Origin of the sequence: Halorussus limi (assembly GCF_023238205.1) — an archaeon.
GTDB classification, from domain to species: Archaea; Halobacteriota; Halobacteria; order Halobacteriales; family Haladaptataceae; genus Halorussus; species Halorussus limi.
Genome location: NZ_CP096659.1, coordinates 1001090 through 1016805 on the forward strand (window position 1 = coordinate 1001090; position 15716 = coordinate 1016805).

Sequence of the window (15716 nt, forward strand, 5' to 3'; positions counted from 1 at the left end):
CGACGGGCGCGCTACGACCGGAGATTGCCGATGCGGTCGCTGATGCGGCCGGGGAGACTCATCACGCCGACGCCGAACCCGAGCATCACCATCAGGGCGTAGAGTCCGAGCGTCGAGAGCCAGATGACGGCCATCGCGAAGATGGCCCAGAACTGCTCGAGCCAGAAGAACGCCGCGATGGTCATCGCGGTCCCGTACAGCAACACGAGGTACGGACCCCAGCCGCGGGCGTGGCCGCGACGCATCCGCTTGCGGACGTACTGCTTGAGTTCCGACTCGACCTCGGGTTTCTCGACGGTCCGGGTCTCGATGTCCTCTTCGAACGATTCAACGTCGGCTCGCAACTCCCGTAACTCGTCGCGGAGTTCCACGATGTCGGGAGCGGATTCGTCGTCGGTCATGTATTGGGAGAGTAGTTCCTGTTTGCGTTCGATGCGGTCGGTCTCGGACTCCTTCGTCCGCTCGGCGTAACTCCCGCGATTGGCGAGGACGACGTTCACGACGCCGCCGAGCAGAACGAGGATACTGGCGAAGTACAGCCACGTCACCAACAGGAGCGCGGTGCCGAGAAACTGTGAGGGGCCGGTCGAGGAGGCCGCGGCGTAGATTCGGAACAGCACCTGCAGTATCGTCCAGCCGACGGTCGCGACCACGGCCCCGGGGAGCGCCTCCCGAACCGACACGCCGGCGTCCGGGAAGACGACGTATAGCGGGAGAAACACCGGAACGAGCGCGACCAACTGAATCAGCGTCGTGATGACGCCGACGAACGGGAACTGGGGAAACAGCGCCGTCGCCGCGCCGGTCAGCACCACCACCACGACGCCCGCGCCGATGGCGGCCAACACGAGCAGCGCGTCTTTCACCTGATCTGCGATTCCGGTCTTGGCGTCGGTCGAGTAGATTGCCGAGAAGGCCTCGTCGAACCCGCGGAACACCTTTATCGCGCTCCACGCAAGCAACACCAGTCCGATGGCGGTCGTCCCGCCCTGCCCCTGCGGGTTGAGGATGAACTGGCGCAGTTGGTCCTCGCCGGTCGCGGTCAACAGGCCGGACGCCCGATTGACGACCTGCGTGGCGAACTGCTGGCCGGCCACGAACGAGACCACGACGAACGCGAGCAGGAGGAGCGGAATGAGCGAGACGAAGGCGTAGTAGGCCGTACTCGCCGCCAGAAACGTAATCTCCTGCTCTCGGGCCTCCTCGACGACCGAGCGACCGACGTTCACGGCGTTTCCGAGACTGGGCACGCGACTCATTTCGCTAACGAGATACAAATATTCATTGGCACTACGTCGGGTATCCGGTGCCCAGCACCGAGGTTACGAGTGGCGTGTCGCTTCGCGGATAGCTTCGACGGTCGCCCGCGTCTTGAAGGTGGTGCCGCCGTAGTGAGTCCGCGAGGCCTCGAACCCGGCGTCCCGGAGGTTGCCGAGGAACTCGTCCATCCCCGAGGCCGCCCGACCCCACTCCTTGCAGAGTCGGTGCTGGTCGTAGTGGGTCGGCAGGTGGAGTTCGCCTTCGAGGGTGTCGAGTAGTCGCTCGGCCTTGCTCGCGGTCCCCATCGAGTCGTCTAACTTCTCGCGGACCGCCGCCACGAAGTCGGCGTCGTGGGTCGGGCCGAGCCACAGCGGTCCGGCGGTCAGCACCCGCTCGCTCCGGCACTCGGGGCAGCTATCGAGCGGGTCGGCGATGAGACCGTCGTCGTGTTCGCGGTGGAGGCAGTCCTCGCAGTGGTAGACGTGGCCCAACTCCTCGATGGCGGCGTTGGCGTCGCTGGCGCTGTGGTCGAGTTCGAGGTAGGTCCGGACGTAGTGGTTCGTGGCGTGGGTGAGAATCGGCGTCACGCCCGCGTCGTAGCGCGCGGCCGTGCGGGCCATCGCCGACAGCAGGACGCGGACGCCCATCTCGGCGTGATAGTCGGTGTTGCGCGGGACCGCGCCGTACTTCCGGACGCCGCTGTGGAAGTGGGCGCCACAGAGCGGCGCGGTGTCGGTCGCAGTGACGCAGACGAGGTCGCGGGTGTTGGCGAACGCGGCGTCCGCGAACGGAATCGGCGTCCCGAACGGGTCGATGTCCACCACGTCGAACACCTCCTCGTGCATGAGCGCGTTGGCGTCGCGCTGGACCACGTCGGCGTCGAGGTCGTTTCGCGCGAGGTTCTCCCGGCAGAGTTCGACCGCGTCCTCGTCGATGTCCGCGAGGGTGGCGTTCCAGCCCTCGGCCGCGGCGCGGACGCCCCGGACGCCGCTGGCGGCCATCGCGTCGAGGTAGTACTCCGCGCGCGGTTCGCGGTCCCGGTAGGCCCGGAGGGTCGCCACCGTCAGGTCGCGGTTCAACTCCTGTACCGGGTTGAAGAACACCTCGTCGCCGATTCCCTCGTCGGCCTGTTCGGGGACTTCGACCTCGACCCCGCCTTCGCTGACGCGCATACCCGTAGTCGTGACTCGCCGGCGAAAAGCGAACCGATGCGGAACCACCGTTTCTCTCTCGCGGTGCCGTCGCGTTCTCCCAGCGGTCACGCCGGCGCAGGCCTCTCGGTGGAGCGGGACTCCGGTCCCCGGCCTCGCCTCCGGACAGTTGTGCGAACGCGCGACACCGGAACCTGTTTAGGCCCGCCCTCCAAACCCCTCTGGCGTGTTCCCGGCCGACGCCCCAGTGCCCGACGGTTCCGAGCGCGCGCTTCGGAGGCGGTCCCCGTGAACGAGGTCGAGGAGTGGCAGGCCGACCTCGAAGCGGCGGGTGAACTCACGCCCGCGGTCACCAACCGCATCCTGTCGGTCCACGACGACCGAGGCGCGCAGGCCATCGAGGCAGTCTCGGAGAGTCGGGTCAAGGAGTACCGGGACTTCACGGTCGTCGTCGGGCACGACGACGAGTACGTCGTCGAGGGTCGCGGTTGCGGCTGTCGGGACAGCGAGTACAACCTCGACCCCGAGGACCCGACCGACCTCTGCTGGCACGTCATCGCCGTCGCCATCGCGCGTCGGGTCGGCGAGGTGGACGACCACGACATGTGGTACTCGGACGTGCGCGACTTCCTTTGAACGAACCGAATCACTCGATTCGAGCGACCGAATTATTCGTTCGAGCGACCGGAAAATCACTCGGCGCAGATGTCCACGAAGTTCCGCAGGATGGTGAGACCGGTCTCGCCGCTCTTCTCGGGGTGGAACTGCGTGCCGAAGACGTTCCCGGTCTCGTCGGCGATTATCGCGGGGAACTCGGTCTCGTAATCGGACGTGGCGACGACGGCGTTCTCGTCGTCGGGGACCGCGTAGTACGAGTGGACGAAGTAGGCGTACTCGCCGTCCACGCCCGTCACGAGCGGGTGGTCGCGTTTCACGTCGAGTTCGTTCCATCCCATGTGGGGAACCTTCTGGCCCTCCGCGAACCGGACGTTCGTCCCCGGAATCAGGTCGAGTCCGCGCACGTCGCTCGCGTGCCCACCGTCGCGCCCGCCGCTGGCGCGTTCGGCCTCCTCGCTGGTCGTGAGCAACATCTGCATGCCGAGACAGATGCCGAAGACGGGCGTCCCGCTCTCGGCGACGTCGAGGAGCGCGTCCCGGTACGGTCCGGCGTTCTCGACGCCCTCGCGGAACGCGCCCACGCCCGGCAGGACGACGCCGTCGGCCGACTCGAACGCGTCGGGGTCGTCGCTGACCGTCACGGTGGCGCCCGCACGCTCCAGTCCTCGGGTGACGCTCCGGAGGTTGCCCAGTCCGTAATCGACCACGACGACCGACGCTCCGGTCCGTTCGTCACGGTCTCGCGTTTCGGTGATGCTCATACCAGAGCGTTCCGACGGCACGGCAAAGGCCCTTTCCCTCGTCGTTCTGCCGTGAGTATCTGAAAGACGTGGCATAGAAATCGGCAACGTCTGTCGCCCAGAGCGAACGACCTAAGAGTATATATTAGAAATAGGAAGATTTATTCGGTGCCTGTCTGACGCTAAACATGACTTCAGTCATGGAAAACCGACGTAGATTCCTCAAAACCGCGGCGACAGCCGGTGCAGTCGGTATTACGGGAACGGCAGGGTGTATCGGTAATCTCTCCGGTTCGGGTGGCAGTCAGGAAGTGCGATTCATCCTCACGCCCGCAGAGTCTTCGGTCAGTGTCAAGAAGCAGTACCAGGGCGTGTTCGACTACATCGAGCAAGAGACCGGCGTCAAAATCAAGGCCAAGAAGGCGGGCGACTACGCCGCCGTCTATCAGGCGCTCAAGAGCGACCAGGCCGACATCGCGGACGCGTCCCCGACGCTCGGTGTCGTCGGCACCGACGAGGGCGTCGCCGACATCCTGGGAATCCGCGTCGCCTACGGTGCCGCCAAGTACTTCTCGCTCATCACGACCAAGCCGGACAACGACATCAACAAACTCACCGACCTGAAAGGCGAGACCGTCGCGTTCGCCGACAAACTCTCGACGAGCGGATCGCTCTTCCCGCTCTACATGCTCAAGCAGGCCGGTCTCGACATCGGCGGTGCGCCGGAAGGCAACCCGAAGGACTTCACCGGCAAGTGGTCCGGTCACGACCAAGCGTTCAAGGCCATGAAGAACCGGGACGACGTTGCGGCGGCCGGGACGGGAGCGTTCGTCTCGATGCCTCACGTGCCGAAAGACCAGTTCCCGGACCGCGTCAAGAACATCGCGGCCGGGTTCGACGACGCGGGCTCGAAGAAGCCCGAGATGCAGCTTCTGAAGGCCTCTCAGCCGATTCCGCGTGCGCCCATCCTCATGCGCTCGAACTGGGACTCGGACAAACGCGAGGACATCAAGACGGCCCTCCTCGAAGCCGAAGCGAAGGACCTCAAGAACGACAACAGCGCGGAGGACCTCTGGTTCACGGGACTCAAGAAGGGCGACGCCAGCGACTACAAACCGGTCAAGAACGTCAAGAACGCTCTCGGACTCGAATTCGGTAGCGACTCGTAAGTTAGCCCGCTAACTTTCGTACTGTTTTAGTCGTTGGACTATTTCAGCCCCCAACGGAAGCCAACCTAGCGAAAACCGGAAAATGAGTACAATAAAAGTCGAAAACCTGAGCAAATCGTACGGAGACGTGCAGGCCTTACGGGACGTCTCGTTCGAGATTCCCGACGGCGAGTTCGTCGTCATCCTCGGCGAGTCCGGTGCCGGTAAGTCCACGCTCCTGCGGTGTCTCAACGGCTTGACGCAACCGACTTCGGGAAGTATCAGCATCGACGCCGAGGAGATAACCGGACCGCGAGACGACGTGGCGATGATATTCCAGCAACACTACATCATCGAACAGATGAGCGCGTACGGGAACGCGCTCACCGGGTCGCTCAATCGTACGTCTTTCGGACGCAGTCTGCTCCAGTGGAACGACCGCGAGGACAAACTCGCGGCGTTGGAGGCGCTCGACACGGTCGGCCTACTCGACGAGGCGGGCCAACAGGCGAGTCAGATGAGTGGTGGTCAACAACAGCGCGTCGGTATCGCTCGGGCACTCGTACAGTTACCGAATCTGCTGCTCGCGGACGAACCGGTGGCGAGCCTCGACCCCGCGAGCGCCGAGTCCGTGATGGGGTACATCCGGGACGCCGCGGACGAGCGGAACCTGACGACTCTCGCCAGTCTGCATCAGGTGAACCTCGCACGCGAGTTCGGTGAGCGATTCCTCGGGATGAAAGACGGCCGCCTCGTGTTCGACGGCTATCGGGAGGACTTGACTATCGACGTAATCGACCAGATATACGGCGACATTCAGACCGAGTCCATCCGGAGCGGTCAGGAGGTAGACGCATGAGCACCAGCGACGATAGCCTCGGCGAGCGCCTGCGCGCGTACTTCGGTATCGGCTATCGAACGGACGACCGCATCGAGCAGCGGTTGACGGAACTGAAACGCAGAAAGACGATTCGGCGGGTCGGCTGGCTGGTCGGAGTCGTCGCGTTCGCGTACCTGTTTCTCTCCGCGCTGGAGATGGTGCAGTTCACTATCGCGGAGATAATCTACTACTGGCCGGAGTTCAAGGAGGCGCTCGGCGGGTTCTTCCCGGTGACGACGTACTTCGGGGTACCGTTCCTCGACTTCGGTCAGTACCAGCAGTTCCTGGCCAACCAGACCGGTCCGTCCATCCCGAAGGCGGCGCTCACGACGCTGGCCATCGGATTCGCGGGGACGGTTCTGGGCGTCCCCGGTGCGCTCCTGTTCGGCGTCCTCGGAAGCGAACGGGTCACTCCGTTCCCGTTCAACTTCATCTTCCGGGGCACGATGAGCACGATTCGGTCGATTCCCGCGCTCGTGTGGGCGCTCATCTACATCCCACTCGGCGGCCTCTCGCCGTTCACGGCGACGCTCGCCATCGGAACCGACACCGTCGGGAACCTGGGGCGACTGTTCACCGACGCCTTGGAGGAGGTCGAGGACGGTCCGATAGAGGCCATCGAATCGACGGGAGCGAATCGACCCCAGACCATCACCTTCGGGATGCTCTCGCAGGTGTTCACGCCCTTCATCGCGTGGACGATGTACATCCTCGAAATAAACGTCCGCATCGCCGTCACGATGGGTCTCATCGGCGCGGGCGGTATCGGTGGCATCCTCAACACGCAGCGGGGACTGTTCAACTACACGAACATGATGGCGACCATCATCGTCATCTTCGTGCTGGTCGTCAGCGTCGAGATAATCAGCCAACGTACTCGGTCGTACCTCCGGGGCGACAGCAACGAGGAGGGCATCTTCAAGCACCTCCTCCGACTCGTCCGGGAGTTCCCCCAGCGGATGGCCGAGTCGATGTGGCGGTAGTACGAGCGACCGCTGCGAACCACCGAGTTTCTCGACGTTTTCGCCGTTTTCCGCGCCGGTTCGGGGTTATCCCTCCCGAGTGAGGTCCAGTTCCGGCGCTCCCGTCCACTGCCGATGCCGTCCGTCGGCCGTCTCAGTGCCGCCCGCCCAAACAGGTCAGCCCGTAAATCTTTATCCGGAAGCGTCGAACCACCGGCATGCGCCGCTCACTCGCACTCGCCGTCGGCCTTCTTCTCGTCCTCGCGGGCTGTAACGCGTTCCCCGGCGGCGAGACGGACACGACATCGGAAGTGACGACGCGCGCAGACGGGACGACCGTTTCCGAGGCTACCACCGGGGAACCGACGGAAACCGCCGGCGGCTCGGCGTTACCGCCCGGTCTCTCGGCGAACTCGGTGACCGACGCCGCGGCGCTCGCGGCCGCCCACGAACAGGTGCTGGCGAACCAGACGTACACCTACGACCGGAAGGTTCGTGTCGTCGCCGACAACGGGAGCGAACTCGGCCGGTGGGGCCAGCACACGCAGGTCGGGGCCGAACGGTTACGGTTCAACCACACCCAGACCGGCACCGGCGTCAGCGTCGCGGGCATCACCATCGAGGACAGTCGCGTCTACACGAACGGCAGCGTCACGTTCTGGAACGCCAGCGCCTACCGCGACGGCTACCGCAGGGTGGCGGGTCGCGGGTTCGCCGAGACCACGTTCAGTAGCGAGCAGTTGCTCGCCGACGTGCTGAACGGGTCAGCGACTAGCGTCACGTCGGTCGCGCCCCCGGAGGAGACCGGCGGGGTCGAGTCGGACGGCGGGCAGTGGTACCGCGTCCGGGCCGAGGGCGAGAACCGGACGTTCACCTACCGGCCGCGGAACGGCAGTGTCGAGGTGAACGCGACGAACGTCACCGCCACCGCACTGGTCGCGCCCTCCGGGTTCGTCCGGAACGTCACCTACGAGTACGACTTCGAGCGAGGGAGCGTCTCGGGCCACCGGACGATGACGGTTCGGTACTCAGCGGTCGGGGAGACGACCGTCGAGGTTCCGGCGTGGGTCGACGAGGCCGAGGCGGTACACGCGAACCGAACGCAGGAGAACGGGACGTAGACGGCCCGCGCCGACGACTCGCGTCCGGCCAGAGCGAGTCGGCCGGCGAGGGTCGCGAGTGAGGCAACCGCTCTCGGTCGGTTTTCGCCGCGGCGCTCTTAAACACCATTACCTGTGAACCAGCAGAGCCACCCCGGTTGGGAGTTTATGATAGGGTAATGAGAGACGACCTAGCCGAGGGTAACGAAACTCCCGCGTCGCCCGCACCGTCTCCGCGCGAGCCGAGCTTCGAAGCGCCGCCGCTCTCGCAGGACAACATCTTCGACGCGCTCGCCTCGAAGCGGAGCCGGTACGTCCTCGTCGCCCTCCGGGAGGCCGAGGGGGCGATAGACCTGCGCGAACTGGTCGATACGGTCGCCGCGTGGGAGACGAACAAGCCCATCGACCTCGTCTCGGAGGAACACTGCAAGCGCGTGTTCACCTCGCTTCGCCACTCCCAGTTGCCGAAACTGGCGATGATGGGACTGGTCGAGTACGACGAGGACGACGCGGTGATAGAGCGCGGCCCCTACGCCGAACAGGCCGACGCGTACCTCGACATCGCGGCCAGCCGCGACGAGAACGTCGAGGTCTGAGGTCCCGAATCGGGGTCGGGGACACGGCGCTCGTTCGCGGCAACAATTGCGAACGAGTAGGAGCGTTTTTTACGGTTCCGGACTCAGTTTCCGTCATGCTCGATTACGTCTCACTGGAGCAGGACCTCGACGAGGAGGAGCAGATGATTCGGGACACCGCCCGTCAGTTCGTCGAGGAGCAGGTCAAGCCGGACATCGGGGACCACTTCGAGGCCGGGACGTTCCCGACCGAACTCATCCCGGAGATGGGCGAGCTGGGGTTTTACGCGCCGAATCTGGAGGGGTACGGCTCGCCGAACGTCAGCGAGACCGCGTACGGCCTGCTGATGCAGGAGTTGGAGGCGGGCGACTCCGGCATCCGCTCGATGGCGAGCGTGCAGGGCGCGCTCGTGATGTACCCGATTCACGCCTACGGCTCCGAGGAGCAGAAAGAGCGCTGGCTCCCGGGACTGGGCCGGGGCGAACTCGTCGGCTGTTTCGGGCTGACGGAACCCGAACACGGCTCGAACCCTTCGGGGATGGAGACCTACGCGGAGAAGGACGCGGGCGAGTACGTCCTCAACGGCTCGAAGACGTGGATTACTAACTCGCCCATCTCGGACGTGGCGGTCGTCTGGGCGCGCGACCGCTCGGCCGAGGATAACCCGGTCCGGGGCTTCCTCGTCGAAACCGACACGGACGGCGTGACGACCAACAAGATAGACGACAAGCTCTCGATGCGCGCCTCCGTGACGGGCGAAATCGGCCTCAACGACGTGTACGTGCCCGAGGACGCGGTCCTGCCCGACGTCGAAGGGATGAAGGGACCGCTCTCGTGTCTCACGCAGGCCCGGTACGGCATCGCGTGGGGCGCGGTCGGCGCGGCCCGCGATAGCTTCGAGACGGCCCGCGAGTACGCCACCGAGCGCGACCAGTTCGGCGGCCCCATCGCGCGATTCCAGATACAGCAGCAGAAACTCGCGGAGATGGCGACCGAAATCACGACGAGCCAACTGCTGGCCTACAGGCTGGCGGAGTTGAAGGAACGAGGCGACCTGCGACCGCAGCACGTCTCGATGGCCAAGCGCAACAACGTCCGGATGGCCCGCGACCAGTCGCGGGTCGCCCGCGAGATGCTGGGCGGGAACGGCATCACGACCGACTACTCGCCGATGCGCCACATGGCGAACATGGAGACGGTCTACACCTACGAGGGCACCCACGACATCCACACCCTGATTCTGGGCGAGGATCTCACCGGAATTGCCGCCTACGAGTGACTCGTTAGAGTCCGAGTACAGCGGCAATACCGGTGAGTTGACCGGAATTGCCGCCTACGAGTGACTCGTTAGAGTCCGAGTACAGCGGCAATACCGGTGAGTTGACCGGAATTGCCGCCTACGAGTAGAACACGCCTTCGGAGCTTTTCCTGAGGGCTCTTTTTCTGAGCAGCGAAACGAAGACCAGAGTGAACGAGTAGCTAGCTTCTGCCGACACCAAGGAATCACCGCAACCACGGGCCTCACGCCTCCCCAGCCTCGGCGGCCGCCTGAACGCGGCGCCTCCCTCACGCACACTGGCGCGCCACGAGGGCGCACCAGTGCGCGCCGGGTGGAACGGTCCATCCAGCGACGACTGGCCGACCAAACTGCCGGCGGGACTGAAAGGGGCCGGTCGCTGGCGTTCATCTTGGTCGTCTGGCCGACCCCTATCCGAGGTGAGCGAAGGGAACCGAGAATATGTCGGCCAATGACCGCGAGCGACCGGGGGCTTTCTAAATGATCACCATCTCTGCTTACACCGCGTTGGAAGCTGAGCTTCCGACTCTCCGAGCAACTTTTGAAGGCTACTTGCCTACGTCTACTCGGTGAATCTCCACGTCCGCTACGAGGGCGACGACGACCCCGACAAGTGTACGGCCCGGAAACTCGCCCGGTTCGACCTCGCCACACTCCATCGGAGCGCGTCGGCGACTCCCTACGGCATCGTGCTGAACCCCCACGCCGAGCAGGCGCTCTCGCCCGCCGACAGGGCCGAGACCGACAAGCTAGTCGCGCTGGACTGCTCGTGGGAGACCGCCGAGCGGGCGCTGTTCGAGATGCCGGGCGTCCACCGCGCGCTCCCGTTCCTCGTGGCGGCCAACCCCGTCAGCTACGGCAAGCCCTTCCGCCTGAACACGGTCGAGGCGTTCGCCGCCGCCCTGACGATTCTCGGCGAACGCGAGCATGCCGAAGAGATTCTCTCGAAGTTCACGTGGGGCGAGACCTTCCTCGAACTCAACGCCGAACCACTCCGGCGATACGCCGACTGCGAGGACTCGACCGAGGTGGTCGCGGTCCAGCAGGAGTATCTCGACGCCGGGGAAGAGCAGTCTGCGACCGATTCGTAGCTAACTTCGGTCCGTCGCGTTCTCCGACTCCGCGAGTCCCTCGCCGACGAGGGCGACAACCGTCCCGTTCTCGCTCAGATTTTCGAAGTCGGCCGACGCGCGGTTTCGCTCGGCGTCCACCGTCGTCTCGGCGCGCGCCCACCCCGACCCGGCGTCGAACCGCCAGAGCGAGAGGGTGTCCTCGGTCGTCCGCGCGCGCTCGACGGCGGAATCGGCGTAGCCAAGGGAGAGCGAGAGGCGAGCGTCCGCCGCCGTCGGCCGGACGAACAGCGAGTCGCCGACGACCTGTCGGTCAGTCAGCGGGAGCGGCGGCGTCTCGGTAGCGGCGTCGAGGGCCGCGTCGCGGACCTCGAAGGAGAGGGTCGTCGCGCCGAGGCGGACGCGCTCGCCGACCGCCGCGGAGTCGCGGACCGCGTAGACCTCCCACCCCGGCGAGTCGGCGACCGAGACGCCGACGAGGCGAGCGTCCGAGGAGCGTGCGAGCGCGATTTCGGCGAAGCCGTCGTCCCGGAGCGTCGCGTTTTCGAGGGTCGCGTTCGCCGACCGGACGAGCGCGACGCCGTACTGCGAGTGGCGGGAGACCGAGAGGTTCCGGAGCGTCGCGTCGTCCGAGCGCCGGACCGAGACGCCGGCGAGGTTGTCGGCGACGGTCAGGTTCGCGACGCTGGCGTCCGGCGAGCGCCGGAGGAAGACGCCGGTGTTGCTCCCCCGGACCGACCCGCCCCGGAGTCGGAGGTCGGTCGCGTTCTCCGCGAAAATCCCGTCCCCGAGGTTGTTCGCCGCCGAGACGTTCCGGAGAGTGACGCCGGTCGCGCCGAGGACCGCGACGCCCGCGCCCCACCGAGTCGTCGTGAGATTCTGTACGGTGACGTTCGAGCGCGACTGGCGGCCGCCAACCCGCACGCCGGAGAGCGTAACTCCCCGAGCCCTCGTTCGCGGACTCACGAGGACGCCGACGACGCCGGGAGCGCCGCCGGGTCCGGCCGCGACGGTGTGATTCCGGCCCCGAAGAGTCACGTCGTCGGCCCGGACGGCGATGCAGGCCCCGAGGCCGTTCCGCGGTCGGGTCGGCGACTCGTTCGTCACGTCGCCCGTGAGGACGTACTCGCCGGACTCGGTGATGGTCGTACAACTCGAAATCTCGGTCGTGGAGGTCTCTGTCTGGGTTCCCATCGCTGCACCGCCCGAAACCGCACTACTCGCGGGTGCGACAGCGAGGAGAACCACCAGCGCGAGGACCGTTACCGCGGGTCGTTCTGGCATGAGTCCGGTGTCACCGGACGCGAAGTTAGGGTTTGTCGCCGCCCGAGCGGACGCCCGGCCAGCGCGACTCTGTAAGGTTTAAATGCCGTGGCGGCTAACCCGTCGGTATGGCCAGCTTCGAGAAAGCGGAAGCGCGAATCCTCGACAAGATGATTTGCATGCGGTGCAACGCTCGTAACCCCCACGAAGCCGACAACTGCCGCAAGTGCGGCTACGGAAAGCTCCGACCCAAGAGCAAGGAACCGCGCAACGCCTGATTGTCGCTCGGTTTCTCCTTGGCTCGCGTTCGGACAGCTACGCCTCCGTTCGCTCTCGAAGACGTTTCGCTACCGCCGGACCCCTACTCGCCCGACCCGGGGTCGCCGGTCGCCTCGATTCGCGCACGATACTTCGCCAGCGCCTCGTCTAAGGCCTCCTCGGCGTCCACGTCGAGCGACTCGGCGACGGCGAGGAGCGAGAAGAGCGCGTCGCCGAGTTCGTCCGTCTTCACGTCTACCTCCTCGGGTTCCGCCCCGTAGTCGGTCGAGTCGTTGACGTCTTTCGCCAACTCGCCGACCTCCGAGGCGAGGTCGAGAATCCGATACGCCGGTTCGCTGTCCAGTTCGTGTTCCGCGAGGAACTCGGCGACCGTCTCTTGAGCGTTCATCTCTCGACACGAAGGGGACGCGCGACCGGTAAAAATATTATCACCTACTCGTCCGGATACTTCGGCTCCCGGCGCTCGGCCCGCTCCAGCGCACGCTCGACGACCTCGCGCACGTCGCCGTGGAATTCGTCGCCGTGTCCGGCGTACATCGACCCGACGCCCTCTCCCATCCTGTCGAGAATCTCGCGGATGCTCTCGATTTCGCGCTCGCGTGACTGGCCGGCCATATCCGTCCGGCCGAAGCTACCGTCGTCGAACGCGCCGTCGTTGTACACCACCACGTCGCCGCTGAAGAGGGTCGAGTCCGAGACGAACGCGAGGTGGTCGTCGGCGTGGCCCGGCGAGTGGACCGCCTCGAACTCCTCGTCGCCGATTTCGACGGTGTCGCCGTCCGAAATCTCCTCGGTCCGGCGCGGGTGGTCGGCATAGCAGAGCAGTTCGGGGTCGTAGGCGTCCAGCACGGCGTCGAGTTGACCGACGTGGTCGCCGTGTTGGTGGGTCAGCACCACCGCGTCCACGTCCTCGACGCGGTCGGCGACGACGTCCACGACGCCCGGCATGCTGCCGGCGTCCACCAGCACCGTCCTCTCGCCCTCGGCGAGATAGGCGTTACAGGTGAACGTCTCCGCGTCGGCGGTGACGTTGTGTACTTGCACGCCGGGCTATTTGGCCGCACCCCTCAAAACCTTGACGGGCGGCAGGAGACTTTAGTGGTCGAAGCACCTACATACATTTACACATGGGATTTGGGAGCTACGACGAGTCCGAACAGGAGAATCAGGACTACGATGCCGACCTCGACGACGATAACGGCGTAAACACCGAAGAGAACTCCCACGAAGGCAGCGTGGACTTCGAAATCGGAGCTTCGAACGACGAACTCATCGACCGTCTCAAGGACATCAAGGACGACGAGCAGAGCGAGACCTGACTCCGTGAGATTAGACTCCGTGAACCCCGACCCGTGAAGTCCGGCGTCCGCGCGCTGGGTATCGCCGAGTCCTATCGAGAACGTCGTAGCACGCTCGCGGGCGTCGTCGCCCGCGCGAGTCGCGTCACCGACGGATTCGCCTTCGAGACCTGCACCGTCGGCGGAACGGACGCCACCGAAGCAGTCACCGACCTGTTTTCCGACCTCGGCCGCGAGGACGTGAGATACGTCTTCGTCGCCGGTATCGCACTGGCGTGGTACAACGTCGTGGACCTCCGAACGATTCACGAGGAGACCGACCGCCCGGTAGTCTCCGTCACCTTCGAGGAGAGTCCGGGACTGGTCGAGGCGCTGGAGGCCGAGTTCGAGGGCGAGGCGTTAGAGCGGCGAAAGCGGGCGTTCGAGCGCCAACCGGCCAGAGAGCGCGTCTCGGTCAACGACGAGACGGTCTTCGTGCGCTCGGTGGGCATCGACGCGAGCGAGGCCCGCGAGGCGGTCCGAGCGTTCACGCCGGAGGGCGGTCGGCCCGAACCGCTCCGGGTGGCGAGACTGGCCGCGAGAGCGGGCGACGACCTCCGGCGGAACAGCGGGCCCTCGGAGGGGTGAGACTCCGGACCGAACCGGAGCGAGGTCCGCACCTCGACGGAAGGCCGCCGATTCTTAATACCACCGACCCGTGCCCTCACGCATGGGAGAAATGGACGGCCTCGAAGTGACCGAGTGTACGCGCTGTCCCGAACTCGTGGATAGCCGAAGCCAGATAGTCAACGGCACGGGTCCCGCGGACGCCGACCTCCTGTTCGTCGGCGAAGGGCCGGGCCAACAGGAGGACCAGCAGGGCGAACCCTTCGTCGGGCGGAGCGGCACGATTCTGGACGACAAGTTGCGCGACCGGGGACTCGCCCGCGAGGACGTGCGCATCACCAACTGCGTGCGGTGTCGCCCACCGGAGAACCGCGACCCGACCAGCGAGGAACTCGACAACTGCTGGCCCTACCTCGAGAGCGAAATCGAACAGGTCGACCCCGAGGTCGTAATCACGCTCGGAAAGGTGCCGAGCGAACACCTCTTGGACGACGACGTCGCGGTCACGAAGGAGGCCGGGTCGGTCAGGACCGCCGAACTCGGCGGCGAGGTCCGCGACGTGCTTATCTGCGTCCACCCCGCGGCGACCCTCTACGACAGCAGTCAGGAGGAGACGCTCGACGCCGCCCTCGACAAGGCGGCCGCGATGGCGGGCGAGGACTCGGGCGGTCAGTCGCAACTCGGCGAGTTCTGACCCGGCGCTCGCCGCCGGGGTTCGATTTATCCGTCCCCCCGAGACGCCGGTAACGAGTCAATAACAATGGGTCCGCCGTCGGAAGAAAGGGGTCCATGCCCCTACCTCACCCGTCGCTCAGCCTCGAACTCGAAACGCTCGCGCTCGCCGCCGCGGCCGTCCTCGTTCCGCTGGTCCTCGCGACGCTCGTGTACGCCGACGCGCGCAGGCGTCGAGGGTCCCCGCGCTCCCGGGGCGCGTCGCTCGCACCCGTGGCGTGGGGCGCGACCACGTTCTTCTCGGGCGTCGGATGCGTCGTCGTCGCGGCGTGCTACGTCGCGGTGCGCGGCCGTTAAGCCGCCGGCCGCCGTACGCCCGCGTATGCCAACCTGTGCGTCCTGCGGCCGCGACGCCGGCGACCCGAACTACAGCCAGAAGCGAATCGAACCGAAGGCCGACCGCGACGGCGTCACCGTGACCGCCACGACGAGCCAACGGTACTGGATGGTGCTGTGTCCCCACTGCGACGCCGTCCTCGGGACCGTCGAGGACCGGCGGTAGCGGGGCGACCGCTGCACCGCTCGGACGCGCCGCGACCCAAAGCGTTATCTCGCGCCCGTCGCTTCCGTTCGATATGGACGACGACACGAGACAGAAACTCATCTCGCTGTTCTTCGTACTGATGCTGCTCAGTTCGAGCATCGCGTTCACGATTTCGCTACTCTGAGCGACTCTCGGCTCGAAATTTTCCGCCGGGGACCGCGGTTTTAGCGGTCAGCGGTTCGCGTCGCGTGG

General features: G+C 65.7%; 20 protein-coding genes. 14 read left to right on the forward strand and 6 right to left on the reverse strand.

The annotated features are described in order from the left end of the window. Positions 1-11 precede the first annotated feature (11 nt). Both M0R89_RS05160 and M0R89_RS05165 read right to left on the reverse strand, forming a co-directional pair. A complete protein-coding gene (locus M0R89_RS05160) occupies positions 12-1250 on the reverse strand; it encodes a YihY/virulence factor BrkB family protein (protein ID WP_248651497.1) in 1239 nt (412 codons plus the stop codon). Positions 1251-1322: 72 nt separating this feature from the next. Then, positions 1323-2432 (reverse strand): tRNA (guanine(26)-N(2))-dimethyltransferase, encoded by a 1110-nt coding sequence (locus tag M0R89_RS05165; RefSeq protein WP_248651498.1) that lies wholly within the window; start codon positions 2430-2432, stop codon positions 1323-1325. Positions 2433-2699: 267 nt separating this feature from the next. Here M0R89_RS05165 and M0R89_RS05170 point away from each other — a divergent pair, with 267 nt between their 5' ends. Next, positions 2700-3047 (forward strand): hypothetical protein, encoded by a 348-nt coding sequence (locus tag M0R89_RS05170; RefSeq protein ID WP_248651499.1) that lies wholly within the window; start codon positions 2700-2702, stop codon positions 3045-3047. Positions 3048-3103: 56 nt separating this feature from the next. Here M0R89_RS05170 and hisH read toward each other — a convergent pair whose 3' ends face one another. Continuing rightward, complete coding sequence (gene hisH, locus M0R89_RS05175) at positions 3104-3790, reverse strand: imidazole glycerol phosphate synthase subunit HisH (protein ID WP_248651500.1); 687 nt, start codon at positions 3788-3790, stop codon at positions 3104-3106. 179 nt (positions 3791-3969) lie between these two features. Between hisH and M0R89_RS05180 the strand changes: the two genes are divergently transcribed. The 7 genes from M0R89_RS05180 to M0R89_RS05210 all read left to right on the forward strand — a co-directional run bounded on the left by M0R89_RS05180 (position 3970) and on the right by M0R89_RS05210 (position 10823). Then, entirely contained in the window at positions 3970-4938 is a 969-nt protein-coding gene (locus M0R89_RS05180; protein ID WP_248651501.1) for a phosphate/phosphite/phosphonate ABC transporter substrate-binding protein, read from the forward strand. A gap of 82 nt (positions 4939-5020) precedes the next feature. Further along, positions 5021-5776 carry a phosphonate ABC transporter ATP-binding protein gene (gene phnC / locus M0R89_RS05185; protein WP_248651502.1) on the forward strand — a complete coding sequence of 252 codons (756 nt, stop codon included), beginning with the start codon at positions 5021-5023 and terminating at the stop codon, positions 5774-5776. Then, a complete protein-coding gene (gene phnE, locus M0R89_RS05190; protein ID WP_248651503.1) occupies positions 5773-6780 on the forward strand; it encodes a phosphonate ABC transporter, permease protein PhnE in 1008 nt (335 codons plus the stop codon). The genes phnC and phnE overlap by 4 nt, the downstream gene beginning before the upstream one ends. Before the next feature lie 197 nt (positions 6781-6977). Then, positions 6978-7880: a DUF7537 family lipoprotein gene (locus tag M0R89_RS05195; protein ID WP_248651504.1), complete on the forward strand. Its 903-nt coding sequence runs from the start codon at positions 6978-6980 to the stop codon at positions 7878-7880. A 158-nt stretch (positions 7881-8038) separates the two neighbouring features. Beyond that, entirely contained in the window at positions 8039-8455 is a 417-nt protein-coding gene (locus M0R89_RS05200; RefSeq protein WP_248651505.1) for a DUF7344 domain-containing protein, read from the forward strand. 95 nt (positions 8456-8550) lie between these two features. After that, positions 8551-9714, forward strand: coding sequence for an acyl-CoA dehydrogenase family protein (locus M0R89_RS05205; protein WP_248651506.1), 1164 nt, complete (start codon positions 8551-8553; stop codon positions 9712-9714). Between the two features lie 587 nt (positions 9715-10301). Continuing rightward, the gene (locus tag M0R89_RS05210; protein WP_248651507.1) at positions 10302-10823 is read left to right on the forward strand and encodes a DUF367 family protein; all 522 of its coding nucleotides are present in this window, start codon (positions 10302-10304) and stop codon (positions 10821-10823) included. Here the strand turns inward: M0R89_RS05210 and M0R89_RS05215 are convergent, their stop codons facing one another. Beyond that, positions 10824-12086, reverse strand: a complete 1263-nt coding sequence (locus tag M0R89_RS05215; protein WP_248651508.1) for a right-handed parallel beta-helix repeat-containing protein — start codon at positions 12084-12086, stop codon at positions 10824-10826. It abuts the gene before it with no gap. Between the two features lie 107 nt (positions 12087-12193). Here M0R89_RS05215 and M0R89_RS05220 point away from each other — a divergent pair, with 107 nt between their 5' ends. Continuing rightward, positions 12194-12343, forward strand: coding sequence for a 50S ribosomal protein L40e (locus M0R89_RS05220; RefSeq protein ID WP_248651509.1), 150 nt, complete (start codon positions 12194-12196; stop codon positions 12341-12343). Between the two features lie 83 nt (positions 12344-12426). Here the strand turns inward: M0R89_RS05220 and M0R89_RS05225 are convergent, their stop codons facing one another. Together M0R89_RS05225 and M0R89_RS05230 are read right to left on the reverse strand one after the other, a co-directional pair. After that, a complete protein-coding gene (locus M0R89_RS05225) occupies positions 12427-12732 on the reverse strand; it encodes a MazG nucleotide pyrophosphohydrolase domain-containing protein (RefSeq protein ID WP_248651510.1) in 306 nt (101 codons plus the stop codon). 44 nt (positions 12733-12776) lie between these two features. Then, the gene (locus M0R89_RS05230; protein WP_248651511.1) at positions 12777-13388 is read right to left on the reverse strand and encodes an MBL fold metallo-hydrolase; all 612 of its coding nucleotides are present in this window, start codon (positions 13386-13388) and stop codon (positions 12777-12779) included. 83 nt (positions 13389-13471) lie between these two features. Between M0R89_RS05230 and M0R89_RS05235 the strand changes: the two genes are divergently transcribed. From M0R89_RS05235 to M0R89_RS05255, 5 genes are all read left to right on the forward strand, one after another. Next, positions 13472-13663: a DUF5786 family protein gene (locus M0R89_RS05235; RefSeq protein ID WP_248651512.1), complete on the forward strand. Its 192-nt coding sequence runs from the start codon at positions 13472-13474 to the stop codon at positions 13661-13663. A 33-nt stretch (positions 13664-13696) separates the two neighbouring features. Continuing rightward, positions 13697-14269 carry an endonuclease dU gene (locus M0R89_RS05240; protein ID WP_248651513.1) on the forward strand — a complete coding sequence of 191 codons (573 nt, stop codon included), beginning with the start codon at positions 13697-13699 and terminating at the stop codon, positions 14267-14269. Between the two features lie 82 nt (positions 14270-14351). After that, positions 14352-14942 carry a uracil-DNA glycosylase gene (locus tag M0R89_RS05245; protein ID WP_248651514.1) on the forward strand — a complete coding sequence of 197 codons (591 nt, stop codon included), beginning with the start codon at positions 14352-14354 and terminating at the stop codon, positions 14940-14942. Positions 14943-15037: 95 nt separating this feature from the next. Continuing rightward, positions 15038-15277, forward strand: a complete 240-nt coding sequence (locus M0R89_RS05250; RefSeq protein ID WP_248651515.1) for a hypothetical protein — start codon at positions 15038-15040, stop codon at positions 15275-15277. 25 nt (positions 15278-15302) lie between these two features. Beyond that, on the forward strand, positions 15303-15482 hold the full coding sequence (locus M0R89_RS05255; protein ID WP_248651516.1) for a hypothetical protein: 180 nt from the start codon (positions 15303-15305) through the stop codon (positions 15480-15482). Positions 15483-15716: the final 234 nt, after the last annotated feature.

Bases quoted from the DNA above. Each gene is read 5' to 3' on its own strand.
- M0R89_RS05215 (WP_248651508.1), bottom strand. From the start codon at position 12,086: ATGCCAGAACGACCCGCGGTAACGGTCCTCGCGCTGGTGGTTCTCCTC.
- phnE (WP_248651503.1), top strand. From the start codon at position 5,773: ATGAGCACCAGCGACGATAGCCTCGGCGAGCGCCTGCGCGCGTACTTC.
- M0R89_RS05220 (WP_248651509.1), top strand. From the start codon at position 12,194: ATGGCCAGCTTCGAGAAAGCGGAAGCGCGAATCCTCGACAAGATGATT.
- M0R89_RS05180 (WP_248651501.1), top strand. From the start codon at position 3,970: ATGGAAAACCGACGTAGATTCCTCAAAACCGCGGCGACAGCCGGTGCA.
- M0R89_RS05235 (WP_248651512.1), top strand. From the start codon at position 13,472: ATGGGATTTGGGAGCTACGACGAGTCCGAACAGGAGAATCAGGACTAC.
- M0R89_RS05200 (WP_248651505.1), top strand. From the start codon at position 8,039: ATGAGAGACGACCTAGCCGAGGGTAACGAAACTCCCGCGTCGCCCGCA.
- M0R89_RS05250 (WP_248651515.1), top strand. From the start codon at position 15,038: ATGCCCCTACCTCACCCGTCGCTCAGCCTCGAACTCGAAACGCTCGCG.
- M0R89_RS05165 (WP_248651498.1), bottom strand. From the start codon at position 2,432: ATGCGCGTCAGCGAAGGCGGGGTCGAGGTCGAAGTCCCCGAACAGGCC.
- M0R89_RS05225 (WP_248651510.1), bottom strand. From the start codon at position 12,732: ATGAACGCTCAAGAGACGGTCGCCGAGTTCCTCGCGGAACACGAACTG.
- M0R89_RS05195 (WP_248651504.1), top strand. From the start codon at position 6,978: ATGCGCCGCTCACTCGCACTCGCCGTCGGCCTTCTTCTCGTCCTCGCG.
- phnC (WP_248651502.1), top strand. From the start codon at position 5,021: ATGAGTACAATAAAAGTCGAAAACCTGAGCAAATCGTACGGAGACGTG.
- hisH (WP_248651500.1), bottom strand. From the start codon at position 3,790: ATGAGCATCACCGAAACGCGAGACCGTGACGAACGGACCGGAGCGTCG.
- M0R89_RS05245 (WP_248651514.1), top strand. From the start codon at position 14,352: ATGGGAGAAATGGACGGCCTCGAAGTGACCGAGTGTACGCGCTGTCCC.
- M0R89_RS05255 (WP_248651516.1), top strand. From the start codon at position 15,303: ATGCCAACCTGTGCGTCCTGCGGCCGCGACGCCGGCGACCCGAACTAC.
- M0R89_RS05205 (WP_248651506.1), top strand. From the start codon at position 8,551: ATGCTCGATTACGTCTCACTGGAGCAGGACCTCGACGAGGAGGAGCAG.